Origin of the sequence: Pseudomonas sp. KD5 (assembly GCF_012932895.1) — a bacterium.
Lineage (GTDB): Bacteria > Pseudomonadota > Gammaproteobacteria > Pseudomonadales > Pseudomonadaceae > Aquipseudomonas.
In genome coordinates this window covers 303,868-320,304 of sequence record NZ_JDWJ01000003.1, presented here as the reverse complement: position 1 = coordinate 320,304, position 16,437 = coordinate 303,868, and the positions used below count along the sequence as shown (strand labels likewise).

The window sequence follows — 16,437 nt, the reverse complement described above, 5'->3', positions numbered from 1 at the left end:
CCATCCGTCGGCCATCCTTCGGTGAAAGTTGCGAGAAGATCGTTGCAGCCAGCATCGCCATGATTCCTACCGTCACAAACGTCAGCTGGAACGCGCCCAGCACCGTGTCCACGTCGTCATTGCCCATCTCCGCCGTGAATCCGCCGAGCAGCGCACCGGCGCACGCCACGCCCAGGCTCAGGGACAATTGCGCTACCACCGACAGCAAACTGTTGCCGCTGCTGGCGCTGGCGTCGTCGAGATCGATCAGGGTCACGGTGTTCATCGCGGTGAATTGCAAGGAGTTGATCGCCCCCAGAATCGCCAACTGGCCCAGCAACAGCCAATACGGCGTCTGCTCGCTGACCAGGCCCATGCTCGCCAGCATGATCCCCAGCGCCAGGGTGTTGCCGGTCAGCACGATGCGGTAGCCGAAACGTTCGATCAATGGCCGCGCCACCGATTTGGCGACCATCGCCGCTGCGGCCAGGGGCAGCATGCTCATCCCGGCCTGAGACGGCGAATAGCCCAGCGCCACTTGCAGCAGCAACGGCACCAGGAACGGCAATGCGCCGCTGCCCAACCGGGCGAACAGGTTGCCGAGGATGCCCACGGCAAAGGTCCGGGTCTTGAACAGCGATGGCGCAAACAGTGGATTGTCGGTGTGCCCGGCCCGCAGCCAATAGGCCGCCAGACAGGCCATGCCGGCAAACAACAGCAACATCACCCGCAAGTGCGGCAGATGCAGTTCGCCGAGGCCTTCCATGGCGATGGTGATCAGCACCATCGCCGCGCCGAACAGCAAAAAGCCCAGGCTATCGAAGCGGGTGCGTTCACTGCCGCGCAGGTCGGGAATGAATTTCCACACCGCATAGCAGCCGATGACACCCACCGGCAGGTTGATCAGGAAGATCCAGTGCCAGGTCAGGTATTGCACCATCCAGCCGCCCATGGTTGGGCCGATCAGCGGGCCGAGCAGGCCGGGAATGGTGATGAACCCCATGATCCGCACCAGATCCGAGCGCGGATAGGCGCGCAGCACCACCAGTCGCCCGACCGGCAACATCAAGGCGCCGCCCAGGCCCTGGATCACCCGGGCGCCGATCAGCATGCTCAGGGTGCTCGACAAGGCGCAGAGCAATGAGCCGATGCTGAACAACAGGATGGCGCCGAAGAAGATTTTCTTGGTGCCGAAACGGTCGGCGATCCAGCCGGAGGCGGGGATCAGCAGGGCGACGGTGAGCATGTAGGCGATGATCACACCCTGCATGCGCAGCGGGTCTTCGGCCAGGTCCCGGGCCATGGCGGGGAGGGCGGTGTTGAGGATTGTCCCGTCGAGGGACTGCATGAAGAAGGCAATGGCGACGACCCACGGCAACCAGCGGGCGGTGACAGCGTCGAGAGGTGGGCGGTTGGGCATGGGGCCTCTTGGTGTCGGAAATGATCGTTCCCACGCGGAGCGTGGGAACGATCTGTGTCAGGTTTTTGTGTTTACAGGGTCAAGGTCAATCGGCTGACGAGCGCTCCCGGCAGCAATGCCGAAGACGTGTTCCGCTGACTGTAGGTGCTGGCCGACAACATCAGCTCGCGTTCCTCGGTCAACGCTTCCAGCTGCGAACCGAGCAGGCTGTAGGCGCTGTCATCGAAACGCATGGTGCTGACCGGTGCCTGAATCTCGCCGTTCTCGACCCAGAAGGTCGCGAACCGTGTCATGCCGGTCAGGCGCGCTGCCGGTTGGTCCGAGTAGTTCAGGTACCACAGGTTGCTGATGTACAGACCGGTGCCCAGTTGCTTCAGAATCTCGGCGTCAGGCAAAGCGCCGGCCGCCATGTTCAATGCACTTGGGGCTTCACCGCCGCCGGCACCGTTGGCGGTCAGGCCGTATTCGGCGGCGCTGCGTGAACCGACCAGTTGCTCGCCCGCCTTGCCCTCAACAATCAGCCGCAGATCACTGCGTGGATAACCTTCACCGGAGAACGCCGGGCTCAGGGAGCCGCTGACTTTTTCATCCAGGGACACCAACGGGCTGAACGAGCTGTCGCCACCGTAGAGCTTCTGCAACGGACTGCTCTTGCTGGCAATCGACTGCGCCGAGAACCCGCCCCAACTGAGCATGCCCATGATTTCTTCCAGGGCTGCCGGCGCGAGGTACGCGCGGTACTGACCCGGCGCCAGCGTGCGCGTTGGCCGCCCCAGAAACGCCAACTGCTCGCGGGCCTGCTGGAAACGCCGGGCAAAGCCTTCGCTGTTCCAGTCGTGCCCGGCATAGCTGGCTTTCACCGCCTGACCGTTTTCATGGAACAGGCTGAAATCGAAGTTGAAGCTGTTGGCCTGATGCCAGCCGAACGCGCCCGAAGAACTGGCGAAACCGCGACTGATCGGCCCGGCGGCGTAGAAGCCGACCAGATCCAGCCCCTCGCCGGCCTGAGTGATTTCAGCGACCACCTGCTCGGTGTCCGGCAGCGGATGATCCTGCACGTTGTTGCTCTGCCAGTCGTCATGGTTGAGCAGCAGGTACGGGTCCTGAGGCAGCAACGGCAGGGTTTCGCGCAACTGTTGCAGCCCCTCGGCCAGACGCTGAAGGTCGACTTCTGCATCGCCCGACAAGGTGATGTCGAGGTCGGCGTGACGGCCATCGTTGATCAGTTTGAAACCGACACTCGCCTGCTGCACCTGCCCGGCCTGACGCACTTTGGCGTGGTTGAAGCGCACGAAGGCCGACGATTCGGCGGCGTAGCTGAGGGTGAATTGTTCAGGCTCATGCAGCGCATCACGCAGCCAGTTGACCAATGTTTTAAACGACTCGGCCTGACCTTTGAATGTACTCATCAGGCATCTCCCCCAAACACATCAACATTGCTGAACACACAGGCCGGCGACGCATGGCCGACACGGATCACCTGGTTCGGTTCGCCCTTGCCGCAGTTCGGCGTGCCCAGCACCTTGAAGGTGCTGGCGTCACCGACGGCGCTCAGGCTCTTCCAGAATTGCGCGGAAATCGCCCGGTAATTCGGGTTCTTCACCACGCCTTTGAGTTCGCCGTTTTCGATCAACTGGCCCCATTCGCAACCGAACTGGAATTTGTTGCGCGCATCGTCGATGGACCACGAACGGTTGGTGCTCATCAAAATACCGTGCTCGATGTTGCCGATCAGTTGCTCAAGCGGCTGATCGCCGGGCTCGATGTTGAGGTTGGCCATGCGGTCGATCGGCGGACGGTTCCAGCCGCAGGCGCGGCTGTTGGCCACGCCGTCGAGGCTGGCCCGGAACTGCGAGAGCGCGCCGCCCAATGGTCGCAGCAGCAAACCTTGCTTGATCAGGAATTGCTTGCTGGCGGCGGTGCCTTCGTCGTCATGGCCGTAGCTGGCGAGCTGTTCGGGGATGTCCGGGTCGAATGTCACGTTGAGCAGTTCGGAGCCGTATTGCAGGCGGCCGAAGTCTTGCGCCTTGACGAAACTGGTGCCGGCGTAATTGCGCTCGTCGCCCAGGATACGGTCCAGTTCCAGCGGGTGACCGATGGACTCGTGAATCTGCAGCATCATCTGGTCGGGCATCAGCAACAGGTCGCGCGGGCCTTGCGGGGTATTCGGTGCCAGCAGCAATTGCAACGCCTGGTCGGCGACTTTCGGGCCGGCGCCGATCAGGCCGCAGCGGCTGATCACATCAAAGCCGCCCTGCTGACCGAAATTCTCGCGGCCGAGGGTGCGGGTCTGGCTGTCGCTACCGTCGTAGGCGGTGACGTCCATGCTCGGGTAGACGAAGCGCTGGGCCTGGCGCAGTTCGGCGCCAGCGCTGTTGAGGTAGATCTGCTCGACGTTGGTGATACCGATGCTCGCCTGCCAGTTCACCAGGCGTTCGTCCTTGGGCACGGCGGCAGATTCGGCGCCGAGCAGTTGGTAGCAATCGCTGAGAGACGGGAAGGGCTGGTCGAGGCTCGGCGAGAAATAGTCGGCGCGCTCGCTGGAAACCGCTTGCTCACGCAAGTCGAGGAGGGCGTGTGGCTTGAGTCGACGGGCTTGTTGCTCGGCCTTCTCCAGCGCAGCTTGCAGCCCGGACTGGGACAAGTCGTTGGTCGCGGCATAGGCTTCGACGCCGTTGACCCGAACGGTCAGCATCGCACCTTCGTCCCGGCTCAGGCTCGGCGGTTCGGCGACGTTCTTGCGCACTGACAGATACTGGCCGGATTCGCGAACATAACGCAGCGAAAAGAATTCAGCGCCCGTGCGCAACGCAGCGAAGCGCTGCTTGAGCTGGGGGTGGAAATCGAACATTCGGGAACCTCCTTGGTATGGAGTGGCGGCGAATCGGTGTTGCGAGGGGGGTGAAACGTTTGCGTGGCGCTAGATTAGGCCTGCATGGGGGTAGGATCAAGTGAAGAGCGGTGTAGGAAGAGTTGAGGTTGGGTGAGTCAGGAATTTATAGGCTGATCATTCCCACGCGGAGCGTGGGAATGATCAAGGCCGCGCCTCGGTGTAACTGCGTTACTGAGCGGTAGGGCTCACATCCCGCAACGGCTTGCCCTTCACCGGTGCATCACCGGCCACGTAGTACTTGGCCTTGCTGCGCGGCAATGGTTTGCGACCGCGGATCTTGTCGGCGATTTTCTCGGCCATCATGATCGTTGGCGCGTTCAGGTTGCCGGTGGTGATGATCGGCATGATCGAGGCATCGACCACGCGCAGGCCTTGCATGCCATGCACACGACCTTCGCCATCGACCACGGCCATTTCGTCGGTGCCCATCTTGCACGAGCAGGACGGGTGGAACGCGGTTTCGGCGTGCTCACGGATGAACTTGTCCAGCTGCTCGTCGGTTTGCACGTCGATGCCGGGGCTGATTTCGCGACCACGGAAGGCATCCAGCGCCGGCTGTTGCATGATTTCACGGGTCAGGCGGATGCCATCGCGGAATTCCTGCCAGTCCTGCTCGGTGGCCATGTAGTTGAACAGGATGCTCGGGTATTCGCGCGGATCCTTGGATTTGGCCTGGATGCGACCGCGGCTTGGCGAACGCATGGAACCCATGTGCGCCTGGAAGCCGTGCTCTTTCACGCCGTTGCTGCCGTTGTAGTTAATCGCTACCGGCAGGAAGTGATACTGGATGTTCGGCCATTCGAATTCCGGACGGGTACGAATGAAACCGCCGGCTTCGAACTGGTTGCTGGCGCCGATACCGGTGCCCTTGAACAGCCACTCGGCACCGATGGCCGGCTGGTTGTGCAGGAGCAGCGACGGGTACAGCGAGACCGGTTGGGTGCAGGCGTATTGCAGGTACAACTCGAGGTGATCCTGCAGGTTTTCACCGACGCCCGGCAGGTCGTGGACCACCGGAATATCAAGCTTTTTCAGCAGGTCGGCCGGGCCGACACCGGAACGTTGCAGGATCTGCGGCGACGCGATGGCGCCGGAGCACAGCAGCACTTCTTTGCGGGCACGGACTTCAACGCGCTCTTCAGCCGCGCCGATCAGGTAACGCACGCCGACCGCACGCTTGCCTTCGAACAGGATCTTGTCGGTCAGGGCGTGGGTGACGATGGTCAGGGTCGAACGCTTCTTGGCGATGTCCAGGTAACCGCGAGCGGTACTGGAGCGACGGCCTTTCGGCGTCACGGTGCGGTCCATCGGGCCGAAACCTTCCTGCTGGTAACCGTTCAAGTCTTCGGTACGCGGGTAACCGGCCTGCACGCCTGCTTCAACCATCGCACTGAACAGCGGGTTGTTGCCGGCTTTTGGCGTGGTCACGCTGACCGGACCGTCGCCACCGTGGTAGTCGTTCGGGCCGATGTCACGGGTTTCCGCCTTGCGGAAATATGGCAGGCAGTCGAGGTAGGTCCAGTCTTCCAGACCTGGCAGTTTCGCCCAGTTGTCGTAGTCCATGGCGTTGCCGCGGATGTAGCACATGCCGTTGATCAGCGAAGAACCACCCAGGCCCTTGCCGCGACCGCATTCCATCCGACGACCGTCCATGTGTGGCTCTGGATCGGTTTCGTACGCCCAGTTGTAGCGACGGCCTTGCAGCGGGAACGCCAAAGCTGCTGGCATTTGTGTGCGGAAATCCAGACGGTAATCCGGGCCGCCCGCTTCGAGCAGCAGGACGGTGACGCCTTCGTCTTCAGTCAGACGGGTCGCCAGGGTGTTACCGGCGGAGCCGGCACCGATGATGATGTAATCGAATACTTGGGACATTGAATGCACCCTCTTTGAAGTTGGTCAGGTCGCCCGTCGCCGATGCGCTGCGTAACCTGTGGCGAGGGGGCTTGCCCCCGTTCGGCTGCGCAGCAGTCGTAAAATCAGCGACCACGCTCTATCTGAAGACGTGCGATGTCTGGATGGGGGCCGCTTCGCGACCCAGCGGGGGCAAGCCCCCTCGCCACAGAGACCTCGCAGGCCTTAGAAAACCGAGGCGTAATCGCCCAGTTCGACCTGTACCGATTTGATGCGTGTAAAGTTGTTCAGCGAGCTGATGCCGTTCTCACGGCCCACGCCCGACTGCTTGTAGCCGCCGACCGGCATCTTGGCGTCGGACTCGCCCCAGGCGTTGATCCAGCAGATACCGGCTTCCAGTTGATGAATCACGCGGTGCGCGCGGTTCAGGTCTTTGGTAACGACGCCGGCAGCCAGACCGAAGTCGGTGTCGTTGGCGCGACGGATCACTTCTTCTTCGGTTTCGTAGGTCAGGATGCTCATCACCGGGCCGAAGATTTCTTCGCGCACGATGGTCATCTCGTCGGTGCAGTCGGTGAACACGGTCGGCGCCACGAATGCGCCTTTGGCGAATTCGCCGTCGGTCAGACGAGCGCCGCCGCACAGCAGGCGAGCACCTTCTTCCTTACCTTTGGCGATGTAACCCAGCACGCTTTCCATGTGGGCGAAGCTGACCAGCGGGCCGAAGTTGGTGTTTTCGTCTTCCGGGTTGCCGACGCGGATGCGCGCAACGCGCTCAACGATCTTGGCTTCGAACGCGGCTTTCAGGTGGCTCGGCACGAATACGCGAGTGCCGTTGGTGCAAACCTGACCGGAACTGTAGAAGTTGGCCATCATCGCGGTGTCGGCGGCGCGATCGAGGTCGGCGTCGTCGAAAATGATCAGCGGGGATTTGCCGCCCAGTTCCATGGTCACGTCTTTGAGCGTGGAGGCGGAAGCGCTGGCCATGACTTTCTTGCCGGTGTCGGTGCCGCCGGTGAAGGAGACTTTTTCGATGCGTGGGTGTTCGGTCAGCCAAGTGCCGACTTCACGGCCGCTGCCGGTCAATACGTTGAACACGCCGGCTGGCAGGCCAGCTTCGGTGTAGATTTCGGCCAGTTTCAGAGTCGTCAGCGAGGTGACTTCGCTTGGCTTGAAGATCATCGCGTTGCCGGCCGCCAGGGCTGGAGCGGATTTCCATAGGGCGATCTGGATCGGGTAGTTCCACGCGCCAATACCGGCCACGATGCCCAGCGGCTCGCGACGGGTGTAGACAAAAGAGGTGGTGCGCAGCGGAATCTGCTCGCCTTCGATGGCCGGTACCAGACCTGCGTAGTATTCCAGCACGTCAGCGCCGGTGACGATGTCGACATAACGGGTTTCGGAGTACGCCTTGCCGGTATCCAGAGTTTCCAGGGCGGCCAGTTCATCGTTGCGCTCGCGCAGGATGTCGACGGCACGACGAAGGATGCGCGAACGCTCCATGGCGGTCATCGCGGCCCAGATTTTCTGGCCCTTTTCGGCACTGACCACTGCGCGCTCGACATCTTCCTTGGTCGCACGCTGTACGGTTGCGAGGACTTCACCGTTAGCCGGGTTGATGGCTTCGAAGGTGGCGTCGCTGCTGGCGTCACTGTAGCCGCCGTCGATGTAGAGTTTTTGCAGTTCGAAACGGGCCATAAAGTCCTCGCAAGTGCATAAGTTGGTTGGCGTTGACCACTGGGACGTGCCGTGTAGCGTTGGCGACGCTGATCAGTGGCGTTCAGGGGCTGAGCGGTTTTATGTGTGCTCTAACTCACCTGCTTGGCCAATTGGATATCCATGTATTCGTAAGCGATTCTTTGCGCCTGCTCGGTGTCGAAAGCATCTCCCGACAGCGCGCCGCGCAACCACAAACCGTCAATGAGGGCTGCCAGGCCCCGGGCGGCGCTGCGCGCTTGATCAAGCGGCAACGCACGGCGGAACTGGCAGCACAGGTTGGAATACAGACGGTGATCGTTGATCCGCTGCAACCTGTGCAAAGACGGCTGGTGCATGCTGGTGGCCCAGAAGGCCAACCAGGTTTTCATTGCCGGGCCATTGACCTGGCTGGCGTCGAAGTTGCCTTCGATAATCACCTGCAGATGCGCCCGTGGGCTGTCATCTGCCATCGCCTGACGGCGCGCGGTGACGTTCTCGCTGAGGACGCTCATCAGATACCGCATCGTGGCGGCGATCAGGCCATTCTTGTCCTGAAAATAGTGACTGATGATGCCATTCGAGACACCGGCCAAACGGGCGATCAGCGCAATGCTGGCGTCCCCCATGCCGACCTGATCGACGGCCTGCAACGTGGCTTCGATCAATTGCTGGCGGCGGATGGGTTGCATACCGACCTTGGGCATCTTGCACATCTCCTTAGGCCTTCCGGTGGACGAAATACGGCTACCGGATTGAGGGCCAGTCTATTTTGTTTTGATTGAACGTTCAATCAACAAAGAATAAGATCTGCGACAATTCGTCGCTGCTTACAGATTTTTCCTACGTGTAAATGACGATAAACCGACATCCAAAAATGCTCGAAACCCATACGCAGACGCGTTCCAGGGGTTTCGGGCTTTTTTCGGGGTGTCTTTATATCACCCGCCGATCGGCTGCCAACTAATCGATTGGTCGGGTACCGCGTTGCCTTGTGTTCTTCTCTCGCACTGCCCGGAGCATCTGTGCCATGAGTTCTGCCTCTCTAATAAAGACCCCACCCGAGAAGGTGATGGTCAACGGTTGGGTGTTCTACACCTCTACCGCGTTGATCCTGCTGTTGACCGCCATTCTGATCGTCGCCCCGCAAGAGGCCGGCAGAATGCTCGGTATTGCCCAGGCCTGGTTGTCCCGCAGCTTCGGCTGGTACTACATGGTGGTGATCGCCGCCTATCTGGTTTTTGTCGTCGGCCTGGCGTTTTCGTCTTACGGCAAGCTCAAGTTGGGCAGCAAGGACGATACCCCGGATTTCAGCTACGGCGCCTGGGCGGGGATGCTGTTCTCGTCGGGTATCGGCATCTCGCTGCTGTACTTCGGTGCGTCCGAGCCGCTGGACCACTACTTCAATCCACCGGAAGGCGTGGCCGGCAGCAACCTTGCCGCGCGTCAGGCAGTGCAGCTGACGTTCCTGCATTGGGGCCTGCATGGCTGGGCGATCTACGCCTTGGTCGGCCTGGCCGTGGCGTACTTTGCTTATCGTCATAACCAGCCGCTGGCGCTGCGTTCGGCGCTGTATCCGCTGGTCGGCGAGCGTTGGGTCAAAGGCGCGGCCGGTCATGCGGTGGACGGCTTCGGCATGTTCGTGACCCTGCTGGGGCTGGTGACGAACCTGGGGATCGGTTCGCTGCAAGTGTCGTCGGGGCTGGAAAACCTGTTCGGCATGGCGCACAGCAACACCAACTTGCTGATCGTGATCATCGTGATGAGCACCGTGGCGACCATCGCTGCCGTGTCCGGGGTGGAAAACGGTATTCGCCGTCTGTCCAACCTGAACATCGTGCTGTTCAGCGGTCTGCTGATTTTCGTGCTGTTGTTCGGCCCGACCCTGCACCTGCTCAACGGCTTTGTGCAGAACATTGGTGACTACCTCAATGGCGTGGTGCTGAAGACCTTCGACCTCTACGTGTATGAAGGCGACAGTGAGAAGTCTGACCGCTGGCTGGGCCTGTGGACCCTGTTCTACTGGGCCTGGTGGATTTCCTGGGCGCCATTTGTCGGCATGTTCATCGCGCGTATTTCCCGTGGTCGCACGGTGCGTGAGCTGGTCGCCGGTGTGCTGCTGATCCCGCTGGGTTTCACCCTGGCATGGCTGTCGATCTTCGGTAACTCGGCCCTGGACCTGGTGATGAACCATGGGGCGGTGGAGCTCGGGAAGACGGCGCTGGAACAGCCATCGATGGCGATCTACCAGTTGCTTGAGCATTACCCGGCGTCGAAAGTGGTAATCGGCGTGTCGATCTTTGTCGGTTTTGTGCTGTTCCTGACCCCGGCGGACTCCGGCGCGGTGATGATGGCCAACCTTTCGTGCAAGGGCGGCAACGTCGACGAAGACGCGCCGCACTGGCTGCGGATTTTCTGGTCGGTGGTGATCACCCTGGTGACCATCGGTCTGCTGTTCGCCGGTAACTTCGAAGCCATGCAAACCATGGTGGTGCTGGCGGGGCTGCCGTTCTCGGTGGTGCTGGTGTTCTTCATGTTCGGTTTGCACAAGGCCATGCGCCAGGACGTGCAGATCGAACAGGAGCAAGCGGAACTGGCAGCGCGTGGTCGTCGTGGTTTCAGCGAGCGTCTGACCCAGCTGGATCTGCAGCCGAATCAGTCGATTGTTCAGCGTTTCATGGACAAACAAGTCAGCCCGGCGCTGGAAGAGGCCGTGGTTCAACTGCGTGGCAAGGGCCTGAACGTGCAAACGTTGCTGGGTAAAGCCAAGCGTTGCATGGGCCTGCGGATCGAGATGGAAGAGGGCAACCCTTTTGTCTACGAAGTGAGCCTGGACGGTTATCTGGCGGCGGCGAGTGAAGCGGTGTCGGCCGAAAGTGCCGATGAACCGCGCGCACGTTACTACCGCGCTGAGGTGTACCTGCACAACGGCAGCCAGGACTATGACTTGATGGGCTTCACTCAGGATCAAATCACCCGTGACGTGCTCGATCAGTTTGAAAGCCATCGGCAGCTGCTAGGCCGGGTTTATAGCTGAGGTTTGAGGTGATGCGGTGCAGTGAATGCACCGCATCTCCATTGTGGCGAGGGAGCTCGCTCCCGTTCGGCTGCGAAGCAGTCGTAGATCCCGGTTACGCGATCTATCTGAAATACCGTGGTGTCTGGATTGGGGTCGCTCCGCAACCCAGCGGGAGCAAGCTCCCTCGCCACAGTTGTCGGTATTCCAAACCTGATATCTGCACAAACAAAAACGCCGCGATCATCTCGCGGCGTTTTTGTGTCTGCTGTCTTACTTACCCCAGGTTCTTGCCGAGCAGCGCGTGGTATAGTTCGCTGTCGCCCAGGATCCCGACCACTTTGTTGTTGTCGTGCAGCACCAGCTTGTTGCCGGTCTGGTAACGAATCTGCAGCGCATCGCGCATGCCGATGTTGGAGTCCACCAGTGTTGGCCGACGGCCCAGGGCTTCAACCGCTTGCCCAGGTATCCATTTCTGCAGATCCAGGCTCGAGCCGTTCTGGCGCGCGCCTTTGATGGTGTTGCCTTCGGCCAGGTCCAGCCACGAATCGCCGCCCGGATCCAGGCACACCGAACCGTTGATGCGTTTGCAGTTGTCCAGGGTGCGCATCAGGCTGCGACCACACAATACGTTCAGCGGATTGGTGTGGGCGACGAAGGTGCGCACATAATCGTCCGCAGGGTTCAGGACGATTTCTTCCGGCACGCTGTACTGGATGATCCGGCCGTCTTTCATGATCGCGATACGGCTGCCCAGCTTCAGGGCTTCATCGAGGTCGTGGCTCACGAAGACGATGGTCTTGCTCAGCTTGTTTTGCAGTTCCAGCAGTTCATCTTGCAGGCCTTGGCGAATCAGCGGGTCGAGGGCCGAGAACGGTTCGTCCATCAGCAGGATGTCGGCGTCCATCGCCAGCGCACGGGCCAGGCCGACACGTTGCTGCATGCCGCCGGAGAGCTCATTGGGTTTCTTGTTGCGCCACTGGGTCAGGCCCACCAGCTCAAGCTTCTCGTCCACCAGTTTGCGGCGTTCTTTCTCGGGGCGACCCTGCATTTCCAGACCGAAGCTGATGTTCTCGCGCACCGTCAGCCAAGGCATCAGGGCGAACTTCTGGAACACCATCGCGATGCGCTTGGTGCGCATCATCTTCAGTTCCGCCGGGGTGCAGGACGCGATGTCGATCTGCCGGCCTTCGTGTTCGACGAACAACTTGCCACGGCTAACGGTGTTGAGGCCGTTGATGCAGCGCAACAGGCTGGATTTGCCGGAGCCGGACAAACCCATCAGTACGCAGATTTCACCTTTCTCGATGTCCAGGCTGGCCTTTTCGACACCAACGATTTGCCCGGTCTTTTTCAGAATCTCGTTGCGGGTCATGCCCTGGTCGAGCAGTTTGAGAGCCGCGCGTGGATCTTTGGAGAAGATCACGTCCACGTCTTCGAAGCGAATAATGCTCATGCGTCACCCCCTACTTTGGCTTCGGGTTGTTTGCAGATACGGTCGAGCATGATCGCCAGCAGTACGATCGCCAGGCCTGCTTCGAAGCCCAGTGCGATATCAGCAGTGTTCAGTGCGTTGACCACAGGTTTGCCCAGGCCGTCGGCGCCCACCAGTGCCGCAATCACCACCATCGACAACGACAGCATGATGCACTGGGTGATACCGGCCGCGATGCTTGGCATGGCGTGGGGCAGTTCGATGCGCGAGAGCAACTGACGGCGCGAGCAGCCAAAGGCTTTACCGGCGTCCATCAGTTCGTCCGGAACATCGCGGATACCCAGGTAGGTCAGGCGGATGGGCGCGGCAATCGCGAACACCACCGTCGAGATCAGACCCGGGACCACACCCAGACCGAAGAGGGTCAGGGTAGGAATGAGGTACACGAAAGTCGGTACGGTCTGCATCAGATCGAGCACCGGCCGCATCAGTGTGTAGAACATCGGTTTGTGCGCGGCGACGATACCCAACGGCACGCCGATCACTACGCAGACCAGGGTCGCGAACAACACCTGGGCGAGGGTTTCCATGGTTTCCTGCCAGTACCCCAGATTGAGGATCAGCAGAAAGGAAGCGATGACGAAAACGGTCAGGCCCCATTTGCGTTGGATGAAATGTGCCAGTAGTGCGATGAGGCCGATCAATGCCAGCGGGTTGAACCAGGTCAGCGCAAAAGTCACGCCGTGGATCATCGTTTCCAGTGACACGGCGATGGCGTCGAAGGTGCTGGCGCCGTGTTGCGTCAACCATTCAACGAAGCTCGCGATGTACTGGCCTAAGGGTATTTTCTGATCAATCAGCATGGTAGTGAACGTCCGCATGCAAGGAAATAAACAGCCCGGGCAGGCGAGCCTGCCCGGCGTAAGCGATTACTGCGCGAGCTTGGCTTTCACGGCCTCCAGGCCTGGTTTACCGTCAATGGTGGTCACGCCAGCGAGCCAGGTATCGAGCACCTGTGGGTTCTTTTTCAGCCAGGCCTTGGCGGCCGCTTCAGGCTTCATCTTGTCGTCCAGGATGTTGCCCATCAGCGTACTCTCCATGTCGACGGTGAACTCCAGGTTTTTCAGCAGTTGGCCGACGTTGCTGCACTCTTGGGTATACCCCTTGCGAGTGTTGGTCGCAACGGTGGCAGCACCGAAATCCGGGCCGAAGAAGTCATCGCCACCGGTCAAGTACTGAATCTTGAAACGTTTGTTCATCGGGTGCGGTGCCCAGCCGAGGAACACCACGGCGGTGTCGCGTTTCTGCGCACGGTCGACTTGCGACAGCATGCCCGCTTCGCTGGACTCGACGACTTTGAAACCGGCGGTTTTGAGACCGAAGGCGTCTTTGTCGATCATGCTCTGGATCAGACGGTTGCCGTCGTTGCCTGGCTCGATACCGTAGATCTTGCCGTCGAGTTCTTTCTTGAATTTGGCGATGTCGGCAAAGTCATGCAGCCCTTTGTCGTACAGCGCTTGTGGTACGGCGAGGGTGTATTTGGCACCTTTGAGGTTGGTGCGCACGGTTTCCACGGTGCCGGCATCCCGATAGGCCTTGATGTCGTTTTCCATGGTCGGCATCCAGTTACCCAGGAACACGTCCATGTTCTTGCCGTCGGCCAGGGACTTGTAGGTCACCGGCACGGAAATCATCGTGGTCTTGGTCTTGTAGCCGAGGGCGTTGAGCACAACGCTGGTGGTCGCGGTGGTCGCGGTAATGTCCGTCCAGCCGACATCGGAGAAGTTTACGGTGCTGCATTGGGCCGGCTCTGCGGCTTGAGCCAGGAACGGCAGACTCAGCATGGCGGCCAACAACAACGACGGGGAACCTTTCATAGGGGCGACTCCTAAGTGTTTTTTTTGGCAGTGTTCCGACTGGACCACCGCACTTATCTGTTGCGGTTGGATGGCGTTTTGGAGACAGCTCTACCACAGCGCCTTGCAATCGAGTCGATACGATCATGTACCAGTGAAAATCTGACGCCTACAGGGTGCGTCGTAACCAGTACAGGGATGGTCGCATCCAGTGTCGGTGACGTCGTTTACAGCTTTTTTCAGCCCGATTTGCCCCGCTGATCCGCAAAAAAGCGGCGAAAACATTGCGTAAGAGACCCGCGGCGCTAGTGGGCATGAGTGCGTCGGTGTGAGACGTTGAACGACATGGTAAAAGCCTGATGATGCGGCCATCTCGACGGATTGCAGCTTGAGCGTAGCAGCTCCGTCACTGGGCGCTTTTGCGCCTGGAGCAGGCACATCCAGGAGTTCAGCAGTAATGGCTATCAGCGTTTTCGACCTGTTCAAAATCGGCATCGGCCCTTCCAGTTCGCACACCGTGGGGCCCATGCGCGCCGCGGCGCTGTTCGTGCAAGGTTTGCGCGAGCGGGGACTTCTGGAGCAGGTGTGTCGCGTCGAAGTTCAGCTTTATGGATCGCTCTCGGCCACCGGCATCGGCCACGGCAGCGACAACGCAGTGATCATGGGGTTGATGGGCGAGTGGCCCGACGCGATCGATCCGTCGCAAATCGGCATCCGTATAGAAGCCTTGCGTGAAACTCACACGCTATTGCTCGACGGCCGCTTGTCGGTCCCGTTCATCTGGGCCCGGGACATGCGTCTGATCGACGAGAACCTGCCGTTCCATCCGAACGCTATGACCCTGGTTGCCGAAGGCGATCACGGCGAGCTGCATCGCGACACCTACTATTCCATCGGCGGCGGTTTTGTCGTCGACGAGGCGCAAGCTTCCAGCGGTGTGGTGGATCTGGATAACACCGTGCTGCCTTACGACTTCTCCAGTGCCGTCGAATTGCTCAGCCTGTGCAAGAAGCACAACCTGCGCGTGGCCGAATTGATGATGGCCAACGAGAAAGTCTGGCGCAGCGAAGAAGAAATCCGCAGTGGCCTGATGAAACTCTGGCGCGCCATGCAGGATTGTGTGGAGCAAGGCCTCAAGCACGAAGGCATCCTGCCCGGCGGTCTCAATGTGCGCCGTCGCGCGGCCAAGTTGCACCGCAGTTTGCAAGAGCTGAACAAGCCCAACGTGATCGGCTCGACCTTGAGCGCGATGGAGTGGGTCAACCTGTTCGCGTTGGCGGTCAACGAAGAAAACGCTGCCGGCGGGCGCATGGTCACGGCACCGACCAACGGTGCGGCGGGGATCATTCCGGCGGTGTTGCACTACTTTATGAAATTCAGCGAGGCAGTGACCGACGCCAATGTGGTCGATTACTTCCTCAGTGCTGCGGCGGTAGGGATTCTGTGCAAAAAGAACGCCTCGATCTCCGGTGCCGAAGTCGGTTGCCAGGGTGAAGTCGGTTCGGCTTGCGCCATGGCGGCGGCCGGGTTGGCGGAGGTTCTTGGTGCCACGCCGGAGCAGTTGTGTAACGCGGCGGAAATCGGCCTGGAGCATAACCTCGGCTTGACCTGCGACCCGGTGGGCGGGTTGGTGCAGGTACCGTGCATCGAGCGCAATGCGATTGCTGCGGTGAAAGCGATCAACGCCGCGCAGATGGCGCTGCGCGGTGACGGCCAGCACTTTATCTCGCTGGACCGGGTGATCCGCACCATGCGTGATACCGGTGCCGACATGCACGACAAATATAAAGAGACGTCGCGCGGTGGCTTGGCGGTTAGCGCGGTGGAGTGCTGAAACCGAGTTGACCTGTGGAGAGGGGGCAAGCCTCCTCTCCACAAAGACCTCATGCACTACACAAGACCAGTCAAAACTGCGCACCAATTGAACACGCGCATCAAAACGCGCCACCTTTTGGCGCGTCGCAAACAGGTAAGCCCGGCTCCCCGTTCGGGGATCAAATTCAAACCCTGACCGTTCGTCACCTGTGCCAGCGGTGACACTCTTGACCGCCGCGTCGCAGACCTGTTCCCACAAGTGCTACCGATTTGCTCACACGCAACGGGGGCACGGGTTTGGGGCCTTTGATGGCACTTTTAACCTCTTATCTCTGCGCGCCATATCTAGACGCATCGCGACGTCGTTTTCAGGAGTTATTGAACGCGCATTCAATTTAGGCATGGCAATTGCTCTGTCATTACAAAGCCCGTCTCCCACGCGAGAACGATGGCAATAAAAAGAGCCTCCGCCTGAGG

Annotated in this window: 11 protein-coding genes; 2 read left to right on the top strand and 9 right to left on the bottom strand. The window is 60.3% G+C overall.

Annotated features, from left to right (window positions below; all coding sequences use genetic code 11):
* The 6 genes from mdtD to betI form a co-directional block, all read right to left on the bottom strand.
* A partial coding sequence (gene mdtD, locus AF70_RS08465) for a multidrug transporter subunit MdtD (RefSeq protein WP_169342471.1) occupies positions 1–1,399 on the bottom strand: 1,399 nt, incomplete at its 3' end.
* 71 nt (positions 1,400–1,470) lie between these two features.
* Positions 1,471–2,808: a TldD/PmbA family protein gene (locus AF70_RS08460; protein WP_028939053.1), complete on the bottom strand. Its 1,338-nt coding sequence runs from the start codon at positions 2,806–2,808 to the stop codon at positions 1,471–1,473.
* The gene (locus AF70_RS08455; protein ID WP_019580662.1) at positions 2,808–4,250 is read right to left on the bottom strand and encodes a TldD/PmbA family protein; all 1,443 of its coding nucleotides are present in this window, start codon (positions 4,248–4,250) and stop codon (positions 2,808–2,810) included. Before AF70_RS08455 ends, AF70_RS08460 begins: the two co-directional genes overlap by 1 nt.
* Before the next feature lie 210 nt (positions 4,251–4,460).
* Complete coding sequence (gene betA / locus AF70_RS08450) at positions 4,461–6,164, bottom strand: choline dehydrogenase (protein ID WP_019580663.1); 1,704 nt, start codon at positions 6,162–6,164, stop codon at positions 4,461–4,463.
* Between the two features lie 204 nt (positions 6,165–6,368).
* A complete protein-coding gene (gene betB, locus AF70_RS08445; protein WP_018928768.1) occupies positions 6,369–7,841 on the bottom strand; it encodes a betaine-aldehyde dehydrogenase in 1,473 nt (490 codons plus the stop codon).
* 110 nt (positions 7,842–7,951) lie between these two features.
* Positions 7,952–8,545: a transcriptional regulator BetI gene (betI, locus tag AF70_RS08440; RefSeq protein WP_018928769.1), complete on the bottom strand. Its 594-nt coding sequence runs from the start codon at positions 8,543–8,545 to the stop codon at positions 7,952–7,954.
* A gap of 380 nt (positions 8,546–8,925) precedes the next feature.
* Between betI and AF70_RS08435 the strand changes: the two genes are divergently transcribed.
* A complete protein-coding gene (locus AF70_RS08435; protein WP_231508959.1) occupies positions 8,926–10,875 on the top strand; it encodes a BCCT family transporter in 1,950 nt (649 codons plus the stop codon).
* A gap of 256 nt (positions 10,876–11,131) precedes the next feature.
* On the opposite strand, the gene choV is transcribed toward AF70_RS08435, so the two are convergent.
* The 3 genes from choV to AF70_RS08420 all read right to left on the bottom strand — a co-directional run bounded on the left by choV (position 11,132) and on the right by AF70_RS08420 (position 14,166).
* Positions 11,132–12,310 carry a choline ABC transporter ATP-binding protein gene (gene choV / locus AF70_RS08430; RefSeq protein WP_018928771.1) on the bottom strand — a complete coding sequence of 393 codons (1,179 nt, stop codon included), beginning with the start codon at positions 12,308–12,310 and terminating at the stop codon, positions 11,132–11,134.
* The gene (choW, locus tag AF70_RS08425; RefSeq protein ID WP_018928772.1) at positions 12,307–13,152 is read right to left on the bottom strand and encodes a choline ABC transporter permease subunit; all 846 of its coding nucleotides are present in this window, start codon (positions 13,150–13,152) and stop codon (positions 12,307–12,309) included. Before choW ends, choV begins: the two co-directional genes overlap by 4 nt.
* A gap of 66 nt (positions 13,153–13,218) precedes the next feature.
* Complete coding sequence (locus AF70_RS08420) at positions 13,219–14,166, bottom strand: choline ABC transporter substrate-binding protein (protein WP_018928773.1); 948 nt, start codon at positions 14,164–14,166, stop codon at positions 13,219–13,221.
* A 436-nt stretch (positions 14,167–14,602) separates the two neighbouring features.
* Here AF70_RS08420 and AF70_RS08415 point away from each other — a divergent pair, with 436 nt between their 5' ends.
* Complete coding sequence (locus AF70_RS08415) at positions 14,603–15,979, top strand: L-serine ammonia-lyase (protein WP_019580666.1); 1,377 nt, start codon at positions 14,603–14,605, stop codon at positions 15,977–15,979.
* Positions 15,980–16,437: the final 458 nt, after the last annotated feature.

Bases quoted from the DNA above. Each gene is read 5' to 3' on its own strand.
- AF70_RS08460 (WP_028939053.1), bottom strand. From the start codon at position 2,808: ATGAGTACATTCAAAGGTCAGGCCGAGTCGTTTAAAACATTGGTCAAC.
- AF70_RS08455 (WP_019580662.1), bottom strand. From the start codon at position 4,250: ATGTTCGATTTCCACCCCCAGCTCAAGCAGCGCTTCGCTGCGTTGCGC.
- betA (WP_019580663.1), bottom strand. From the start codon at position 6,164: ATGTCCCAAGTATTCGATTACATCATCATCGGTGCCGGCTCCGCCGGT.
- betB (WP_018928768.1), bottom strand. From the start codon at position 7,841: ATGGCCCGTTTCGAACTGCAAAAACTCTACATCGACGGCGGCTACAGT.
- betI (WP_018928769.1), bottom strand. From the start codon at position 8,545: ATGCCCAAGGTCGGTATGCAACCCATCCGCCGCCAGCAATTGATCGAA.
- choV (WP_018928771.1), bottom strand. From the start codon at position 12,310: ATGAGCATTATTCGCTTCGAAGACGTGGACGTGATCTTCTCCAAAGAT.
- choW (WP_018928772.1), bottom strand. From the start codon at position 13,152: ATGCTGATTGATCAGAAAATACCCTTAGGCCAGTACATCGCGAGCTTC.
- AF70_RS08420 (WP_018928773.1), bottom strand. From the start codon at position 14,166: ATGAAAGGTTCCCCGTCGTTGTTGTTGGCCGCCATGCTGAGTCTGCCG.
- AF70_RS08415 (WP_019580666.1), top strand. From the start codon at position 14,603: ATGGCTATCAGCGTTTTCGACCTGTTCAAAATCGGCATCGGCCCTTCC.